This window comes from Pseudomonas sp. C9D1 (assembly GCF_056491235.1).
This window is the reverse complement of sequence record NZ_JBSZIE010000002.1, coordinates 2,294,097-2,312,624: the sequence shown is the minus strand read 5'-3', so window position 1 is coordinate 2,312,624 and position 18,528 is coordinate 2,294,097. Positions and strand designations below refer to the sequence as shown.

General features: G+C 69.1%; 15 protein-coding genes. 11 read left to right on the top strand and 4 right to left on the bottom strand.

The genetic code is table 11. The features are described 5' to 3' along the window. Positions 1–90: 90 nt before the first annotated feature. Complete coding sequence (locus ACXI0U_RS18875) at positions 91–2,640, top strand: LuxR C-terminal-related transcriptional regulator (RefSeq protein ID WP_479550680.1); 2,550 nt, start codon at positions 91–93, stop codon at positions 2,638–2,640. Between the two features lie 180 nt (positions 2,641–2,820). Here the strand turns inward: ACXI0U_RS18875 and ACXI0U_RS18870 are convergent, their stop codons facing one another. After that, positions 2,821–3,630 carry a SirB1 family protein gene (locus tag ACXI0U_RS18870; protein WP_316925780.1) on the bottom strand — a complete coding sequence of 270 codons (810 nt, stop codon included), beginning with the start codon at positions 3,628–3,630 and terminating at the stop codon, positions 2,821–2,823. 123 nt (positions 3,631–3,753) lie between these two features. On the opposite strand from ACXI0U_RS18870, the gene ACXI0U_RS18865 reads away from it, so the two are divergent. The 9 genes from ACXI0U_RS18865 (at position 3,754) to ACXI0U_RS18825 (ending at position 14,741) form a co-directional block, all read left to right on the top strand. Further along, on the top strand, positions 3,754–4,773 hold the full coding sequence (locus tag ACXI0U_RS18865) for a Glu/Leu/Phe/Val dehydrogenase family protein (RefSeq protein ID WP_043239942.1): 1,020 nt from the start codon (positions 3,754–3,756) through the stop codon (positions 4,771–4,773). A 122-nt stretch (positions 4,774–4,895) separates the two neighbouring features. Beyond that, positions 4,896–5,990: a pyruvate dehydrogenase (acetyl-transferring) E1 component subunit alpha gene (gene pdhA, locus ACXI0U_RS18860; protein WP_479550679.1), complete on the top strand. Its 1,095-nt coding sequence runs from the start codon at positions 4,896–4,898 to the stop codon at positions 5,988–5,990. Continuing rightward, positions 5,983–6,981, top strand: coding sequence for an alpha-ketoacid dehydrogenase subunit beta (locus ACXI0U_RS18855; protein WP_111260054.1), 999 nt, complete (start codon positions 5,983–5,985; stop codon positions 6,979–6,981). Before pdhA ends, ACXI0U_RS18855 begins: the two co-directional genes overlap by 8 nt. Positions 6,982–6,999: 18 nt before the next feature. After that, positions 7,000–8,106, top strand: a complete 1,107-nt coding sequence (locus ACXI0U_RS18850; RefSeq protein ID WP_431482658.1) for a dihydrolipoamide acetyltransferase family protein — start codon at positions 7,000–7,002, stop codon at positions 8,104–8,106. Between the two features lie 261 nt (positions 8,107–8,367). Further along, a complete protein-coding gene (locus tag ACXI0U_RS18845) occupies positions 8,368–9,504 on the top strand; it encodes a PAS domain-containing protein (RefSeq protein WP_479550678.1) in 1,137 nt (378 codons plus the stop codon). A gap of 9 nt (positions 9,505–9,513) precedes the next feature. Next, on the top strand, positions 9,514–9,888 hold the full coding sequence (locus ACXI0U_RS18840; RefSeq protein ID WP_479550677.1) for an STAS domain-containing protein: 375 nt from the start codon (positions 9,514–9,516) through the stop codon (positions 9,886–9,888). Between the two features lie 3 nt (positions 9,889–9,891). Further along, on the top strand, positions 9,892–10,956 hold the full coding sequence (locus ACXI0U_RS18835; RefSeq protein WP_479550676.1) for a SpoIIE family protein phosphatase: 1,065 nt from the start codon (positions 9,892–9,894) through the stop codon (positions 10,954–10,956). Next, a complete protein-coding gene (locus ACXI0U_RS18830) occupies positions 10,957–13,626 on the top strand; it encodes a hybrid sensor histidine kinase/response regulator (RefSeq protein WP_479550675.1) in 2,670 nt (889 codons plus the stop codon). A gap of 11 nt (positions 13,627–13,637) precedes the next feature. Beyond that, the gene (locus tag ACXI0U_RS18825) at positions 13,638–14,741 is read left to right on the top strand and encodes a response regulator (RefSeq protein WP_479550674.1); all 1,104 of its coding nucleotides are present in this window, start codon (positions 13,638–13,640) and stop codon (positions 14,739–14,741) included. Positions 14,742–14,913: 172 nt separating this feature from the next. Here the strand turns inward: ACXI0U_RS18825 and ACXI0U_RS18820 are convergent, their stop codons facing one another. Next, complete coding sequence (locus ACXI0U_RS18820) at positions 14,914–15,366, bottom strand: BRO-N domain-containing protein (protein ID WP_316925774.1); 453 nt, start codon at positions 15,364–15,366, stop codon at positions 14,914–14,916. Positions 15,367–15,921: 555 nt separating this feature from the next. Between ACXI0U_RS18820 and ACXI0U_RS18815 the strand changes: the two genes are divergently transcribed. Continuing rightward, entirely contained in the window at positions 15,922–16,599 is a 678-nt protein-coding gene (locus ACXI0U_RS18815; RefSeq protein WP_479550673.1) for a helix-turn-helix domain-containing protein, read from the top strand. Between the two features lie 258 nt (positions 16,600–16,857). Here the strand turns inward: ACXI0U_RS18815 and ACXI0U_RS18810 are convergent, their stop codons facing one another. Together ACXI0U_RS18810 and ACXI0U_RS18805 are read right to left on the bottom strand one after the other, a co-directional pair. Beyond that, the gene (locus tag ACXI0U_RS18810) at positions 16,858–17,505 is read right to left on the bottom strand and encodes a transglycosylase domain-containing protein (RefSeq protein ID WP_374978876.1); all 648 of its coding nucleotides are present in this window, start codon (positions 17,503–17,505) and stop codon (positions 16,858–16,860) included. A 63-nt stretch (positions 17,506–17,568) separates the two neighbouring features. Continuing rightward, positions 17,569–18,453, bottom strand: a complete 885-nt coding sequence (locus tag ACXI0U_RS18805) for a sterol desaturase family protein (RefSeq protein WP_479550672.1) — start codon at positions 18,451–18,453, stop codon at positions 17,569–17,571. Between the last annotated feature and the right edge of the window lie 75 nt (positions 18,454–18,528).

The window sequence follows — 18,528 nt, the reverse complement described above, 5'->3', positions numbered from 1 at the left end:
TCATTGCCCTGAATGATCCTTCAAGAGGCCCGGGCCAGAGACCTAGGCTGGCGCCCTGAGCAGCCGAACAAGAACAATGAGGCGTGCCGCATGTCCGCCATGACCCGTTTCGATTCCCACGCCTACCTGCCGCGCCTGCCCGCGCTGCATGTGGAGCGCCCCCGCCTGAGCGGCCCCCTGGTCAGCTCCACGGCGCGCCTGCGCTTGCTCTGCGCGCCCGCTGGCAGCGGCAAGAGCGTGCTGCTGATGGAGTGCGTGCAGCGTTGCCCCGCCGACTACTCGGTGCACTGGCTGCCCCTGGGTGGCGTCACCCTCTCGCCCGCCGGCTTCTGTGCGGGCCTGGCCGCGGTGATGGGGCTGGAGGAGGCCGACGAGGCCAGCGTGCAGCGCGCCCTGGCGCAATGGGCGATGCCCGGCTGGATCATCCTCGACGACTACTGCCGGCAGCCCAACCCCGAGCTGGATGCCTGCCTCGACCGCCTGCTGTCCACCAGCAGCCCCGCGCTGCAGTGGTGGATCAGCGGCCGACGGCGCCCGGCCTGCAACCTGCCCCGGCTGCTGATAGACGGCGAACTGCTGGAGATGGATGCCGCCCAGCTCACCCTTGAAACCGACGAGCTCGCCCGCCTGCTCGAGCTGTCGCGCCACGGCTGGCCCCACGATGCCCCCTCGCGCCTGCTGGAAAGCACCGGTGGCTGGTGCGCCGGCGTGCGTATGGCGCTGCTGGAACCGGTGGACTGGGGCTTCGCCGACCCGCTGCAGCGCGGCGGCCACTCCGCCACCCTGGCGGCGTACCTCGATCACGAACTCTTCGCCGGCCTCGGCCCCGAGCAGGCCGAAGCCTGGCTCGCCCTGGCGCACCTGCCGCGCTTCAACGCGGCGCTTTGCGAATACCTGTTCGGCCCCGGCGAAGGCGCCCGGCTGCTGCGCGAGCTGGATGCCCTGGGCAGCTTCATCGAGCCCCTGGGGGATGCCCCCGGCTGGTTCCGCGTCTTCGCGCCGCTGGCGGTGCAGATGCGCCACCGCGATGCCCACTCCGGGCGTGGCTGGCACCTGCGCGCCTGCCAATGGTTCGCCGCTGAAGGCGACTGGCAGGCCGCTGCCGAACACGCCCTGGAAGCCGAGCAGCCCGAGGCCGCCGTCAGCCTGCTGCAGCACTTCGGTGTGCAGCACCTGTTCCAGGGACGCAACGTCGCCCTGTTGCTGCGCCTGCACCAGGAAGTGGAAGAAAGCCTGCTGCTGGTCTCCCCGCATTCCCTGCGCCTGCTGGCCGGGGCGCTGCTGTTCTCCGGCAAGCTCGATGAGGCCGCGCGCTGCATCGCCGAGCAGGGCCGCTTCCTGCCCCAGCCCGATGCCGAGCGGCAGCGCGAGCTGGTGGCCTACTGGCAGGCCCAGTACGGCCTGCTCGCCCACCTCCAGGGCGACGGCCCCGGCGCGCGCCTGCACCTGACCGAGGCGCTGGCGACCCTGGGCGACGACGCCTGGGAACAGAAGCTGATCTGCTATTCCGGCCTCACCCAGCAGGCGTTGCTGGCCGGTGATCTGGATGTCGCCCAGGAGCTGAGCCGCGAGGCCCTGCAACTGGCGCGCAGCCACGGCAGCCTGCTGCTGGAGGCCTTCCTCGAACTGGACCACTCGCAGCTGCTGGAACATCGCGGCGCCCTGCTGCGCGCCGACGCGGTACTCGAGCGCGCCCAGGAATTCCTCATGGGGCAGGGCCGCAACGCCAGCCCGCTGCTCGGCCGCCTGGCCTTGCGTCGCGGGCGCCTGGCCCTGCGCCAGGGGCGTGACGAGGAGGCCCGCAAGCACTACCAGTACGGGCTGCAGGAAGCGCGCAACTGCGGCGATTACCGCGCCCTGTTCGGCTACCTCGGCCTGGCCACGCTGGACGCCAACCGCCGCGAGTTCGACCGCGCCTTCGACCGCCTGCGCGAAGCCGAGCGGCTGATGCAGATGCGCCACATCCCCGAGCGGGTCTACCGTGCCGTGCTCCTGCAGGTCAGCAGCAGCCTGCTGCTGATGCAGGGCCGGGCCGGCCAGGCCCGCCACGCGCTGCTGCGGGTGCTGCGGCACTTCCGGGGCGAGCACGCGGTGCAGGCGCCCCCGGCGACCCTCGACCTGATCCCGCGCATCGAATGGCAACTGGCCCTGGCCGAGCTCTACGAGGGCGAAACCTTCAATGCCCGCCAGCGCCTGCTGGGCCAGCTGCACAAGGCCCGGGAAAACGGCATGCACGCCCTGGAAGTGGAAATCCACCTGGCCCTGGCCGAGGCGGAGTACCTCGGCGGCGACCTGGACCAGGCCGCCACCACCCTGCGCGACGGCCTCACCCTGGCCGAGCAGTTCAACCTGCACCAGCCCCTGCGCGAACTGCAGCTGCGCCAGCCGGCTATGCTCAAGGCGCTGGACATGGACCCGGGCGAGGAGCCCGACGACGGCCTCGTCGGTGGCCCGCTGAGCCAGCGCGAACTGGAAGTGCTCGGCCTCATCGCCCAGGGCAGCTCCAACCAGGAAATCGCCGAGCGCCTGTTCATCTCCCTGCACACGGTCAAGACCCACGCCCGGCGCATCAACGGCAAGCTCGGCGTCAAGCGTCGCACCCAGGCCGTCGCCCACGCCAAGGCGCTGGGCCTGATGTAGGCCGGGAACGCGTGGTCGTTGGGTGGGGGAGTGAAATGCCTTGCCGTGTAACGATGGGTTTCGTGGGGCTCTACCCATCCTACGGTGGTCGCGTTCACTCGGCGGTTCGGGGTCGTTCCTGCAGTTCGTAGGATGGTGTAGAGCGAAGCGAAACCCATCACCACGGAGCGACAGGCCCACTCAATGCAACGCCGGCGTCGCCTCGTGGCCGAGCTGTTCCAGGCGCTGGGTCAGCAGCAGGCGCTGGGCCGTGTCTTCACAGAGCAGCAGGGCGCGCTGCAGGTCGAAGCGTTCGGCCTGGGGGCATTCCAGCTGCTTGTAGATATCGGCGCGGGCCAGGTGGTCCACCAGGTTGGCAACGCCCAGTTCCAGCACCCGCTCGGCGTCCTTCAAGGCTTCCAGCGGCTTTTCCGCCTGCAGGTGCAGCTGGCGCAGGTTGCGTGACAGCCGCTGCAACTGCTCGCGGGCGTCGCACTGGCGCAGGTGCGAAGCCTGCAGCTCGGCCTTGGGGCCGAGGGTGCGCAGCAGCAGGTCGCGGCAGTCGCGGGTATAGAGGCGGCGACCGCCGCAAGGGTCCAGCAGGTGATCGGCACCGGGTACGCGCAGCAGGAAGTGCCCGGGGAAGTTCACCCCCACCAGTGGAATATCCAGGCGTGCGGCCAGCTCCAAGGCCAGCAACGCGAGGGACAACGGCTGCCCGCGGCGGCGCAGCAGCACCTGGTCCAGCAGCGCGGCACGGGGGCGCAGCGGTTGGTCGTCGTCCTCGTTGAAGTCCAGCTCGCTCAGGCGGCGCAACAGCGGTTGCGCCAGCTCGATGGCGGGCAACTGCGGCAAGCCCGCCGCCACCTGCTGGGTGAGGCTCGCCACATCCCGCAGCACCGTTGCCGGGTTCACCGTCGGGTCATGCTCGGCGGCAACCCATAGCGCCGCCTCCAGGGGGGCGGGCGGGTCGGTTTCGAGGCAGGCGAGGCAACGTTGGCGAGGGTTCATGGCGCATCTCCGGTTCGCCCCACGGTTGTAGCTGGCGGCCGGATTTTCGTCCAGTGGGCGGGCGGCGACCCGGTGCCGCGCCCGCCGCCTATACTGGCTCCTAACCTCACCAAGGGGCTCGCCATGTTCAACATGATGGAGACCGCGCGGCTCGAAGCGCTGCATCTCGCCCAGGACCCGGTCACCGGGCTCAAGGCCGTGATCGCGATCCACGACACCCGGTTCGGCCCGGCCCTCGGCGGCTGCCGCTACCTCGCCTACCCCAATGAAGAAAGCGCCATCCGCGATGCCGTGCGCCTGGCCCAGGGCATGAGCTACAAGGCCGCGCTCGCCGGCCTCGAACAGGGGGGCGGCAAGGCGGTGATCATGCGCCCCGCCCATGTGGATAACCGCGCCGCGCTGTTCGAAGCCTTCGGCCGCATGATCGAGTCCCTCGGCGGGCGCTACGTCACCGCGGTGGACAGCGGCACCTCCAGCGCTGACATGGACTGCATCGCCCAGCACACCCGCCACGTCACCAGCACCAGCTCCGCCGGCGACCCCTCGCCGCACACCGCCATGGGCGTGTTCGCCGGCATCCGCGCCAGCGCCCAGGCGCGTCTCGGCAGCGATGACCTCGAAGGCCTGCGCGTGGCCATCCAGGGCCTCGGCAACGTCGGCTACGCCCTGGCTGAGCAACTGGTGGCGGCCGGAGCCGAACTGCTGGTCAGCGACCTCGACCCCGGCCGCGTGCAGCTCGCCGTGGAGCAGCTCGGCGCCCAGCCGGTGGCCAGCGAAGCACTGCTCACCACGCCTTGCGACATCCTCGCGCCCTGCGGCCTCGGCGGCGTGCTCAACCCGCAGACCATCCCCCAGCTGCGTTGCGCGGCGGTGGCGGGAGCGGCGAACAACCAGCTGGCCAGCGCCGACAGCGCCGACGGGTTGGAGGCCCGCGGCATCCTCTATGCCCCCGACTACGTGATCAACTCCGGCGGGCTCATCTATGTCGCCCTCAAGCACAAGGGCGACGAGCTGCCCGCCATCACCGCGCACCTGTCGCGCATCGGTCAGCGCCTGACCGAAATCTACGCCCACGCCCAGGCCGACAAGCGCTCACCCGCGCGCGTTGCCGATGCCCTGGCGGAGCGCCTGCTCTACCGTTGAGCAGGGCCTCCCGCGCCCGTCGCGGGAGCCGGGACCAGGGCCGTGATCCGGCCCACCGTCCCACCATGCGGCGCCACGAACGCCGCCACCCTTGAAGCACCCACGAGGTGAGGAGGAGTGACATGCACAACCCCAGGATCGACATCCCCTACACGCGCCACCTGGACCCCGAAGGGCGCCTGCTCGGCGAGCTGCCCGCCTGGGCCGACGACTTCAACCTGCTGACCCGGCTCTACCGGCAGATGGTCCTGACCCGCCTGTTCGACCAGAAGGCCGTGGCCCTGCAGCGCACCGGCCGCATCGGCACCTATGCGCCCACCCTCGGGCAGGAGGCGATCGGCGTCGCCATCGGCAGCCTCATGGGCGCCGAAGACGTGCTGGTGCCCTATTACCGCGACACCGCCGTGCAGCTCATGCGTGGCGTGCGCATGGAGGAAATCCTCCTTTACTGGGGCGGCGACGAGCGCGGCAGCGCCTACGCCGATCCGGCCGTGGCGCAGGACTTTCCTCTCTGCGTGCCCATCGCCACCCAGGCCCTGCATGCCTGCGGGGTGGCCACCGCGTTCAAGATCCGTGGCGAGCACCGCGTCGCCGTCACCACCTGCGGCGACGGCGCCACCAGCAAGGGCGACTTCCTCGAAGCGCTCAACGTCGCCGGCGCCTGGCAGCTGCCCATGGTCTTCGTGGTCAACAACAACCAATGGGCCATCTCGGTGCCGCGCAGCATCCAGTGCGGCGCCGCCACCCTGGCGCAGAAGGCCATCGGCGCCGGCTTCCCCGGCGAGCAGGTGGACGGCAACGACATGCTCGCCGTCTACGACCGCATGCGCGCGGCGCTGGACCGGGCCCGCCACGGCAAGGGCCCGGTGCTGCTGGAGTGCATCAGCTACCGCCTGGGCGATCACACCACCGCCGACGACGCCACCCGCTACCGCAGCGCCGACGAGGTGAAGAAGGCCTGGCAGGAGGAACCCATCAAGCGCCTGCAGGCCTACCTCGCCGCCAGCGCGGTGTGGGACGAGGGCCGCGAGCAGGCGCTCATCGCCGAGTGCCAGAAAGAGGTCCAGGCGGCGGTGGAGCGCTTCGAGGCGGCCGGCAACCAGCCGGTGGAATCCATCATCGACCAGGTCTACGCCCGTTGGCCGGCGGCCCTGTCCGAGCAGCGCGAAATGCTCCTGGAGCGGGCTGCCCGTCGCGAGGTGACCCGCCATGAATAAGCCTGTGACCCTGGAAAGGCGCGCCCTGCTGGAAGCCGTCAACCTGGCCCTGCACCGCGCCATGCAAGAGGACGAGAACGTCGTCGTGCTGGGCGAGGACGTCGGCGTCAACGGCGGCGTGTTCCGCGCCACCCTCGGCCTGCGCGAGGCCTTCGGCTTCAAGCGGGTGATCGACACGCCGCTGGCGGAAACCATGATCGCCGGGCTCTGCGTCGGCATGGCTGCCCAGGGCCTCAAGCCGGTGATGGAAATCCAGTTCCTCGGCTTCATCTACGCCGCCATGGAGCACCTGGTGTCCCACGCCAGCCGCATGCGCAACCGCACCCGGGGCCGCCTCGGCTGCTCCATGGTGCTGCGCAGCCCCATGGGCGCCGGCATCCGTGCGCCGGAACACCACAGCGAGAGCACCGAGGCGATCTTCGCCCAGATCCCCGGCGTGCGCGTGGTCATCCCCTCGTCACCGGCCCGCGCCTACGGCCTGCTGCTGGCGGCCATCGACGACCCGGACCCGGTGGTCTTCCTCGAGCCCACGCGGCTCTACCGGATGAACCCGCAGCCGCTGGTGGACGACGGCCAGCGCCTGCCCCTGGACAGCTGCTTCACCCTGCGCGAGGGCGCCGACATCACCCTGGTCAGCTGGGGCGCCAGCGTCCACGAAACCCTGCAGGCCGCCCAGCGCCTGGAAGAGCAGGGCATCAGCGCCGAGGTGATCGACGTCGCCTGCATCAAGCCCCTGGACCTCGACACCCTCGAAGCCTCGGTGCGCAAGACCGGGCGCTGCGTCATCGTCCACGAGGCGCCGCGCTCCTGCGGGGTGGGGGCTGAGATCGCCGCCAGCCTCTACGAGCGCGCGCTGCTCGACCTGCAGGCGCCCATCCAGCGCGTCACCGCGCCGGACATCCCGCCGCCCCTGTACCGCCTGGAGCAGCTCTACATCCCCAGCCCCGAGGACATCCTCGCGGCCTGCGAACTGGTGCTGGACTACGCCTGACGAGCCGAGGAGACGACCATGAAACACTTCAAACTGCCCGACCTTGGCGAAGGCCTGCAGGAGGCCGAAATCGTCGAGTGGCACATCAAGGCCGGCGACACCGTGCACGCCGACCAGATCGTGGTCTCGGTGGAAACCGCCAAGGCCCTGGTGGACATCCCCGCCCCCTACGACGGCCTGGTGGCCAAGCTGTTCGGCCGTGAAGGCGACATCCTCCATGTCGGCGAACCGCTGCTGGCCTACGACGGCGAAGACAGCGACGCCGGCACCGTGGTCGGGCGCCTGGAAGGCGGCGGTGATGCCCGTGCCGATGCCTTTTTCGTCGGCGCCGCCCCCTCTACCCGCGAGCACCTCGCCCCTCGCGCCACCCCGGCGGTGCGCCAACTGGCCCAGCGGCTCGGTGTCGAGCTGGCCGGGCTGCAGGGCAGCGGTGCCGAAGGCCTGGTGACCCGCGCCGATGTCGAGGCGGCGGCGCAGAGTGCCCGCGACCGCTTCGGCGGCGAACGCCTGCGCGGGGTGCGCCGCAGCATGGCGATCAACATGGCCCGCTCCCACGCCGAAGTGGTGCCGGTAACGATCTACGGCGACGCCGACCTGCACCGCTGGGAGCGGGCGCGTGACCCGCTGATCCGCCTCGGCAAGGCCATCGCCGCCGCCTGCGAGGTGGAGCCCATCCTCAACAGCTGGTTCGATGGCCGCGTGCTCTCCATCCGCCGGCACGACACGCTCGATCTCGGCATCGCCGTCGACACGCCGGACGGGCTCTTCGTCCCGGTGCTGCGGGATGTGGGCGGGCGCAGCGCTGAAGACCTCAAGCAAGGCATGGCGCGGCTGCGCGCCGACGTGCAGGCGCGCTCCATTCCGCCGCAGGAAATGATGGGCGCGACCCTCACCCTGTCCAACTTCGGCACCCTGTTCGGCCGCTACGCCAACCCGGTGGTGGTACCGCCCCAGGTGGCGATCATCGGCGCCGGCGGCATCCGCGACGAAGTGGTGGCCTGGGAGGGCAAGCCCGCGGTGCACCCGATCCTGCCGCTGTCGCTCACCTTCGACCACCGCGCCGTCACCGGCGGCGAGGCCGCGCGCTTCCTCAAGGCCCTGGTGGTGGCGCTGGAGCAACCCTGACCCATCGCGCCCCAGGGATGGGGCGCCCGAGCACCGCATGCCCCCGGTTCGGGGCCCGTTCCGTCGCCCCCGGCGAAGCGCTTGTCGATCGTTGGGCACTGCCCCTCGCAATCCGCGCCGCTGGGCTATAACTCCTGTAGCCCTGAGTCAACACCTCTTCCTGTCGGAGAGACCATGGACGTTCAAGCTTCCTCTGATCAGTTCGACTCTGCTTCTGCTTTTGCCTTTGCTCAGGCCCAGTTGGGCGCCGTCGATCAGGTGATGACCCGGTTGGAGGTCTCCCCGGACGGTCGGATACTGGACGCCAATCCACACTTCCTCCGTATCACGGGGTACGACCTGGCCGACCTCCGCGGTCAGTCCCATCGCATCCTGCTTCCTCCTGACGAGAGCCACTCCCCGGCCTACGAGGCGCTCTGGGAAAACCTGCGCAACGGCCAGGCCTGGGAAGGGGAGCTTCACTACCGCGACAGCCAGGGGCGCGACGTCTGGCTGCGTGGTGGCTGTTGCCCGTTGCGCGACGCCGAGGGTCGCACCCAGCGCATCCTCGAGTACGCCATCGACCTGACCGAGAAGAAGCAGGCCACCGCCAACTTCGAAGGCCAGATCGATGCCCTGAGCCGTGTGATGGGCAAGGTCGAGTTCGCCCTGGACGGTACCATCCTCGACGCCAACCCGCGCTTCCTGGAGACCGTCGGCTACCAGCTGGAGGAGCTGAAGGGCCAGCACCACCGCCTCCTGGTGGACCCGGACTACGCCCAGTCGGCGGACTATCGCGCCTTCTGGGACACCCTGCGGCGCGGCGAATACCTGGCCGGCGAGTTCTGCCGGGTGGCCAAGGATGGGCACGAGGTCTGGATCCAGGGCTCCTACAACCCGGTGCTGGACCTGGACCGCAAGCCCTGCAAGATCGTCAAATTCGCTACCGACATCACCGCCCAGGTCGAGCAGAACCGCCGCCTCAAGCAGGCGATGGAGGAGGCCGAGGAAGCCGCCCGGGTACGCGAGGAGCTGCACCAGTCGCTGCAGGAGATGTCCACTCCGGTCACCCCCATCTGGGACGGCATCCTCTTGCTGCCGCTGGTGGGCATCATCGACTCCATGCGCACCGCCGACGTGATGAACAAGTCGCTGACCAAGATCGCCGAGACCCGCGCCCGGGTCTTCGTGCTGGACATCGCCGGCGTCGCCACGGTGGACACCGGCGTCGCCAACCAGCTGATCAAGATCACCAAGGCCACCCAGTTCATGGGCTGCGAGGCGATCATCTCCGGGGTGTCCCCGGCCATCGCCCGGACCATGGTGGAGCTGGGCGTCTCGGTGGGCGACATCCGCACCACCGCCACCCTGCGCGACGCCTTCGAGATCGCCCTCAAGCGAGTCGGGTCCGCGCTCTAGGAGGCGGTCATGGAGCTGGAAAGCAACGACCTGGGCATCGCCGACGTCGCCGATTGCATCGTCGTCAGCATGCGCCCGGACCTGGGCGACGAGGGCATGCAGCGCTTCATGCAGGTGCTGTCGCAACGCCTGCTCTCGGGGCGCCCGCATGCCGTGCTGCTGGATTTCTCTGCGGTCACGCTGCTCGACCATCACGAGTTCAAGCAAGTGCGCAAGGTGGCGGACGTGTGCCGCCTGCTCGGCGCGAACTGCCTGCTGGTCGGCCTGAATCCCGGGATCGCTGCCTTCCTCGCACTGGCCGATGCCGACCCCGGCCCGTTGCGCTGCTTCATCGACATGGACGACGCCCTGGCCCACGCGCGCAGCTGCAAGGGAGCGGCCTAGGCCATGGCCGGGGAACGGGACGCCAGGGAGGCCCGCTACCCGTTGCGCCACGACGTGGACCTGCACCTGGCAGTGATGTCGGTGCGCCGGCTGCCCTTCCTGGCCGGCCTGTCCGAGGTGGACCGCGCGATGCTCTCCACCGTGGTGTCTGAGCTGGGCAGCAACATCCTCAAGTACGCGGTGAAGGGCGAGGTGACGCTAGCCTTCAACCAGGCCGAGGGGCGTCCCTGCATTGACATCGTCGCCCGTGACCAGGGCCCGGGCATCGCCGATGTGGAGCAGGCCGTGCAGGACCACTACAGCACCTCGGGCACCCTGGGGCTGGGGCTGCCCGGCGTGCGTCGGATGATGTCCGAGCTGTCCATCACCCTGCCGCCGGAGGGCGGTACGCAGGTACTGGCGCGCAAGTGGCTGGGGCCGGCCCCGAATACCGCACGCCTCTCCCTGCCGCTGCCGGGGGCGGGGCGGGCGCGCCTGCACCTGGAATGGGCCAGCGAGAACCGCCCCTGCCACCCGGAGCGCGTTTCCGGTGACCTGGCCTTTACGCGGGCAGGGCCGGACGGGGTGTCGCTGGTGCTGATCGACGTCAGCGGCCATGGCGCCTCGGCCCACCAACTGGCCCGAGCCCTCGAGGCGGTCCTGCAGCAGACCCCGGAGCAGGAACCCACCCGCCTGCTGCAGGTATTGCACCATCACTGCATCGGCACCCGGGGGGCGGCGGCCGGCGTGGCGCTGGTCAACGGCGAGCGCGGCGAGCTGAGCTACGCCGGCATCGGCAACACCCGCATCTGCCTGCGCGGTCGCGAGGCCTGGCGTGGTGTCTCCCGCGACGGCGTGCTCGGCGAGCGCTATCCCACGCCCTTGCTGCAACGCCAGCCGATCGATTCCGGGGATGTCGTGATGCTGTATTCCGACGGGATCAGCGAGACGCTGAACCTGCGCGACGGGCTGCTCGACCTGGCCGCCGATCCCGCAGTCCTGGCTCGCCAGGTGATCACCCACAGCGGGCGCAGCACCGACGATGCGAGTTGCATCGTGCTGCGCGTGCTGGCAGGCGAGGGCGGCTAGATGCGGCACGTGGTCGGCGACATCACCCTCAACGGCCCGAGCGCCGCGTTGGCGGCCCGGCGCAAGGTCGCGCAGGTGCTCGCTTGCATCGACCCGTCCCCCGCCTTCATGGCGCCGCTGGCGAGCACCACCTCCGAACTGGTGCGCCAGTTGGCGGCCACCGTGCCCGCCCTGCACCTGCAGCTTTGGCTGGACGACAGGACCCAGGAGGTGGGGCTTTGCCTGTCGGCGGACCAGCCGCTGCAGCACAGGCTGTCCAGGGCCTTGCAGGGCGGCGTTCGCCTGCTCGTCCTGGCGGAGGGGAGCCTCGTCCTGTCCTGCCTGTTGCCGCGCTGGCCCGATACCGAGTTGCAGCAGCGCATGCGCCAGCAGTTCGCCGAGCCTTCCCGTGACGAACTCTTCGCCCTGATGCAGGCCAAGAATCAGGAGCTGGAACAGGCCTATGTCCTGGCGGAAAGCGCCACCCGGGCCAAGAGCGATTTCCTCGCCAACATGAGCCACGAGATCCGCACGCCGATGAACGCCATCCTCGGCATGGCCCACCTCGCCCTGCAGGGCCCCCTCGACCCGCAGCAGTTCGACTACCTCAGCAAGATCCAGCGTTCGGCCCAGCACCTGCTGGGGATCATCAACGACATCCTCGACTTCTCGAAGATCGAGGCCGGCAAGCTGGACCTGGAGCGGATCGAGTTCGACCTCGACCACGTGCTGGAGAACCTCGCCACCCTGGTGGGGGAGAAGGCCGAAGCCAAGGGCATCGAACTGCTGTTCGAAATCGACCACCGGCTGGACACGCTGCTGCTCGGCGATCCGCTGCGCCTGGGCCAGATCCTGATCAACTACGCCAACAACGCGGTCAAGTTCACCGAGCAGGGCGAGATTCTGGTCAAGGTCAACTGCCTGGAGACCTGGCCGGAGGAGGTGCTGCTGCATTTCTCCGTGCAGGACACCGGCATCGGCATGAGCCCGGAGCAGCAGCAGCGGCTGTTCCAGTCCTTCCAGCAGGCCGACACCTCCACCACCCGCAAGTACGGCGGCACCGGGCTGGGCCTGGCCATCTCGCGGCGCCTGGCGGAACTGATGGGGGGCGAGGTGGGCGTGCACAGCGAGCCGGGCCAGGGCAGCACCTTCTGGTTCACCGCGAGGCTCGGCCGGGGGCGGCGACGCGCCCGCTACCTGCCCAGCCTGGACCTGCGCGGCCGGCGCATGCTGGTGGTTGACGACAGCCCCAGCGCGCGCAACATCCTCGCCACCCTGCTCGCCAGCATGACCTTTGCCGTGGATACGGCCGAATCGGGCCAGCAGGCGTTGCAGATGATCGCTGACGCCGAACAGGACGGGCGCCCCTACGACGTGGTGCTACTGGACTGGCACATGCCGGGGCTCGACGGCATCGAGACCGGGCGCCGGCTCATCGCGCGCGGCATGACCAGCCGGCCCCACCGCATCATGGTCACCGGCTACGGCCGCGAACAGGTGTTCCGCGAGGCCGAAGGCGCCGGGTTCGACCGGGTATTGGTCAAGCCGGTGTGCGCCTCCGTGCTGTTCGACACCCTCATCGGCCTGTTCGGCCAGCAGGCGACCTCCCTGCCCCCGCGCACCGCCGCCCCGCCCGTGCCCCAGCGCTTCGACGGCGCGAGGATTCTCCTGGCCGAGGACAACGAGCTGAACCAGCAGGTCGCCAAAGGGCTGTTGCGGCTGGTCGGCGCCGAGGTGGTGGTGGCCGAGAACGGCGCCATTGCGGTGGAAATGGCCGCCCAGGTGCCCGTCGACCTGATCCTCATGGACATGCAGATGCCGGTGATGGACGGCCTGGCTGCGACCCGTTGCCTGCGCGAGCGCGAGCAGGGCGGGGCGCGCATCCCGATCCTGGCGATGACGGCCAATGCCATGGCCGGCGACCGCGAGCGCTGCCTGGAGGCCGGCATGGACGACCACATCGCCAAGCCCATCGACCCCGAGAAACTCTATGCCGCCCTGCTGCGCTGGCTGCCCGCCTTCGCCCACCAGGCCGAGGCGCCGAGCGAGCCGCCAGCCCCGCATCCGGCCTCGCCGGAGCATGGGCTGGAGCCGCTGCAGGCACTGGGCCTGAACGCCGAGACGGCGTTGCAGCGCCTGATGCACAACTGGCAGTGGTACGAGGACCTGCTGCGCAGCTTCGCCCGTCAGGGCAGCCAGCCCATGCAGAACCTGGTCGCCGCCCTGCGGGCCGGCCAGCGGGAGGAAGCGCACCGTCACGCCCACACCTTGAAGGGCATCGCCGCCACCCTGGGCGCCGAGTCGCTGCGGGAACTCTCCGCCCGGCTCGAAGGCGCCCTGTCCGGGCAGGAAGACCTCGGCGGCCTCCTGGCCCTGGCCGAGGAAGGCGTGCAGCTGCAGCAGCGCCTGGCCGAGGGCCTGCAAGCGCTGCTGCCGGCGGAGAACGCCGCCCCGCCCGGGCAGGAGGCACCCGACATGCCCGGCCTGGTGGCACGCCTGATGGCCCTGCTGGCCGATGACGACGCCGATGCCCTGGCCCTCTTCCAGCAGCACCGGCCATCGCTCGACGATGCCCTGGGCGGCGCTGCGCCGGCCATGGCGGAGGCCATGACGCAGTTCCGCTTCACCGATGCCCTGGCACATCTGCACGAACTCCGGACCGCCAGGCCCGACCTGTTCAACATGGAGTGAGGTCACCTTCGATGCTCAACCTGATGGATCCCGACAGCAAACCCACCCTGCTGGTGGTCGACGACACGCCGGAGAACCTCTCGCTGCTCAGCGCCCTGCTGGGGCCCCACTACCGGGTCAAGGTCGCCATCAATGGCCAGCGCGCCCTGGACATCCTCGCCTCGGGCACCCGGGTGGATCTCATCCTCCTCGACGTGGTGATGCCCCACATGGACGGCTACCAGGTGATGCAGGCGCTGCAGGAAATCCCCCAGGCGCGCGGCGTGCCGGTGATCTTCCTCACCGCCCAGGTGGAGGAGAGCGCCGAGGCCCACGGGTTGGCCCTCGGCGCCGTGGACTACATCCACAAGCCCATCACCCCCGCCATCGTCCTCGCCCGGGTGCGCAACCACCTGGAACTGAAGACCGCGCGGGACTTGCTCTACAACCAGAACGCCTACCTCGAACAGGAGGTGGAGCGGCGCACCCGGGAGAACGAGCTGATCCAGAACATCACCATCCACTCCCTCGCGTCCCTCGCCGAAACCCGCGACAACGAGACCGGCAACCACATCCTGCGTACCCAGCACTACGTGAAGCTGCTGGCGGAGGAATTGTGCGACCACCCGCGCTTCCAGGATGAACTCACGCCCAAGACCATCGACCTGCTGTTCAAGTCCGCCCCCCTGCACGACATCGGCAAGGTCGGCGTGCCGGACCGGATCCTGCTCAAGCCCGGCAAGCTGGAGCCCGAGGAATTCGCCCAGATGAAGAACCACCCCATCCTGGGCAAGGAAGCCATCGTCCACGCCGAGGAGGCCCTGGGGGTGGAAGTGGAGTTCCTGCGCCTGGCCAAGGAGATCGCCTGCTACCACCATGAGAAATGGGACGGCAGCGGCTACCCGACCGGGCTGGCCGGTGACGAGATCCCACTCTCCGCGCGGCTGATGGCCCTGGCCGACGTGTACGACGCGCTCATCAGCAAGCGCTGCTACAAGGCCGCCATGCCTCACGAGGACGTGGTGCCGATCATCCTCGCGGGACGTGGCAACCACTTCGATCCGGACATCACCGACGCCTTCGCCCGCATCCACCCCCGGTTCCAGGACATCGCCCGGCGCTTCCACGACGACTAGACCAGGCGGCTCCGGACTGCTCCCACAGCAGGCGGCGTGCCCGTGGTCCGGGCTTCAGCCGGGGAAAGACCGAGCGGTACGAGCCTTCCCCGTGGGAGCGAATTCATTCGCGATCAGGCCTGGGGCACGGGACTTTGCGCTTGAAACCGCTTCCACCAAAAGCGACCTGCCTCTAGCCCAGCCGCACCAGACTCGGCATATCCCCCAGCGGCACCCAGAGTTCGCCCTGCCAGTTAAGCATCACCACCCGCGTACCCTGCCAGGCCAGCAACACCCGGCGCGGCACTTGGCCGTCGTGCTCATGGGCATCGCGCAGGGTGGGGATCACCTCGCGATTGAGCCAGCGCTCCAGCTGCGGATTCTCCGGGTGGCCGAAGCGCACCAGCGCCTTGTACAGGCCGGCCTCGCTGATCACATCCACCGGCTCCGCATGGCCGCTGGCGCACTCGATCAGCACCTGCCGGGCATGGCCGCTGCCAAGTCGGTGATGCAACTGCTGCGGGTGTTGCATGCCCAGGAGGCGGGCGAAATCCTCCGCGACGAACCAGGGCTGGTTATCCAGCATCAAGGCGCGCAGAGGGCGGTTGTGGCGGTAGAAGGTGAGGGGGATAAATGCATCGTGCATGGTGAAGCTCCATCTCCGGGTACAGGAGCCGCCACTCTGTTTCGTCAAGGTAAGGGTGGCGGACCACGCGGGGTTGACGAACCGGTGAGATGTAGACCGGCAGACCTGAGGGTCTCCCCGCGCAGTCCGCCATTGAGCGATGTGGAGGTTTGCAGGCACAACAGGCATACGCCGCCTTCCACATGTGCCAGTGGGCACGATGCGCCATCTCTTCGGGCCGTCAACGCCCGGTCGCGGGATTGACCGCGACCGCCGGAGGATAGGAAGGGGGGGCCACTCGAACAATCGGACTGCTGGGGAGATCGTCCCGTTTGCATGTCAGAAGATGGCGATGAAAGGAGGCGGAGCGCGTGAGGTTAGCGAACCGGCAAGACGGGAACCGGCAGACCCGAAGGTCTCCTCACGCGACCCGCCATAACGCCAGGCAAATCGACAAGGACAGCACCCTAGGCAGACGACCTTCGAACTGCAATGGGCTTGGGCTCGGCAGCTTCCTCTTGCCCTATCGGCCTCCGCCCCCAATGCTGTCCGCCCCGCAACTGGCAGGACGCCGTGATGACCGAATCCCCCTGGCAAGGCGCACTCTGGCTGGCCCGCGATTTCTGCCTGATCGACGGCGCCAGCGGTGATGCCCGGCCCCACGCCCACTACGCCCACCAGGTGCTGCTGGCGCGCCAGGCGCCCCTGCAACTGCTGGTGGAAGGCGAGCCGGTGAGCGGCCAGGCGGTGCTGGTGGAATCCATGCGCGAGCACGCGCTGGCCCTGCCTGGGCAGGCATTGCTGGCCGTATACGCCGAACCTCTGGCCTTCGCTCCGCAGGCCTTGCTGGCGTTGTTGGCCGACGCCGGTACGGACCTGCACGCCCTGGCCGAACGCCTGCTGGCCGCCCCGCGCCCGGGACTGGACGCCCGCCTGCAACGGGCACTGGACGAGGTGGATGAACTGCTGGCCGACAAGGTCAGCGCCCAGGCCCTGGCCAGCCGCGCCTGCCTCTCCCTCAGCCAGCTGGAGCGCCTGTTCGGCGAACAGGTCGGCCTCTCCGTCCGCCGCCTGGTGCTCTGGCGCCGGCTGCGCCTCGCCCTGCGCCTGGCCCTCGAAGGCCAACCCCTCACCCAGGCCGCCCACGGCGCCGGCTTCGCCGACGCCGCGCACTTCTCCCGCACCATGCGCACCACCTTCGGCATCCGCGCCGACCGCAACCTCGGCAACCTGCAACTGCGCCTGATCGGCTGAGCGGAAGCACCTGGGGCTGCCAGTGATGGGTTTCGCTGCGCTCTACGCCATCCTACGGGCCGTGCTTGCGAGGTTTCGTTTCACGGCCTCAACGGGAAACGCGGTGCCCGTAGGGTGGTCCACCCGACGGAGTTCGCCTCGGCAGGTCGCATCTGTAGGGGCGAATTCATCCGCCCGCTTTTCGGGACGTCGGGACAGACACGTAGGTCGGGTGCAACCCGACGTCTGTGGCGCATGGTTTCGCGGGTTTCACCCGCCCTACGGCGTTTCCGCGTTGTCTGTCATGGGTTGTCTACAGGCGGCCTCCAGGCCGGTTGCGCGGATACGTTCTTCCGAGGCCGCCGAACCGGGGGCGAAGCGCCTGGGGGCTCGGACCATCACCACCAGCGCCGCCAGGTCGTGGCACTCCAGTTCGTGGAGTGGGCGGTTGAAGTAGTGCAGCGCGGCTGCCTCCATTCCGGCGCCTGCAGGAGAGAACGCTTTGGCACTCCACAGGGATGTGATGGATTCACGGTCGTAGCTGATATTCAGCGACAGCTGCCACGCCAAATCGCCGAGGTGCCGTTGCAGCGTGGAGCGAGGGCGCTCTCCCTCCATGGATATCAAGCGTGCGAGGTAGCCCGTCAGCCGTACATCCGGCTCATTCATCCAGCTCGGCAGGCTGGGAAGCCGCATAAAGCCCTGGGCATCTGCCCAGACGATATCCCTCAACATTCGCAGGTGCGGCGCTGGCCCCTGATAAGGAGCCATTGCCGCATCCAGCCCGGGCTTGGCGGGCAGGAAGCGGGTGGCCACGAAGTACAGGTAGGCGACCACCGGGATGAGTAGCAGTACGAGCAGCAACCGGAGGAGCCAGCGCAGGAGAGCCCTGGCAATTGAGAGGGGCGTATAGGTCCGTGCGTTCATCGTTCATCCCTGCGTGCGGATGCGCATCCTATCGCAGGTTGCATCGCTGCTCTCGCGGCCGCCCTACGAACGCATCAATCCCTGCGGAATCTCCGGGGCGGGGTGTTCGCCCGTGCTTTCACGGAAGGGCTCGGCCAGTTGCGCGAGGTAGGCGTCGGGGTAGTCGGGGCGGCTGCCGATGCCGAGGTCGTCGCCGTGCATGCGGTAGTCGCTGTGGAAGGCTGTGCCCAGCAGGCGGTCCCAGAAGCTGAAGAACAAGGCGAAGTTCACGTCGCCCGCGCGGCCGTATTTCATGTGGTGGAAGCGGTGCACCGGTGCCCAGGCGAACAGGTGGCGCAGGGCGCCGATGCGCATGTCGACGTTGCTGTGCTGGAGCAGCAGTTGCAGGGTGATGGCCAGGGCGAGGAGGGCGGCGACCTGTTCCGGCATGCCCAGCAGCAACAGCGGCAAGGTGCCGGCCAGAGCCTCGCAGCCCAGGTGCAGCGGGTGTTTCATCAGCCCGTTGAAACCGTACATGCGCTTCACGCTGTGGTGCACCGCGTGCAGGCGCCAGAGGAAGCCGATGCGGTGGCTGGCGTAGTGCATCAGGGTGATGCCCAGGTCGGCGGCGAGGATGGCGACCAGCAGTTGCAGCGCCAGGGGCCAGTGGTGGGGCCAGACCCCGATGTCGGGCAGCAGCGCCGCACTCAACGGGATGACCAGGATGCCCAGGCAGTTGAGCCCTTCGTTGACCAGCGCGTGCAGCGAGTCGCGCAGGCGGTCGCCGTGGTTGCGGTTCCAGGCTCGTTCATAGGGCAGCCAGGCTTCGGCGAGAAAGCAGGCGGTGATGGCCGGGATCAGCAACAACAGCAACCAGGGCAAGGGCAGGTGCTCGGTCATCCACAGGGCCAGGGCGAGGAAGCTGAGGAGAAAGACCGGGGCATAGAGGCAGGCGAACAGACGGCGCATGGCGAAGCTCCTTCACAAGGGGCTTGCAGCATGCGATCGGGCGGTGGCCAAGGGCTTGAACAAACGGCGCAAGGT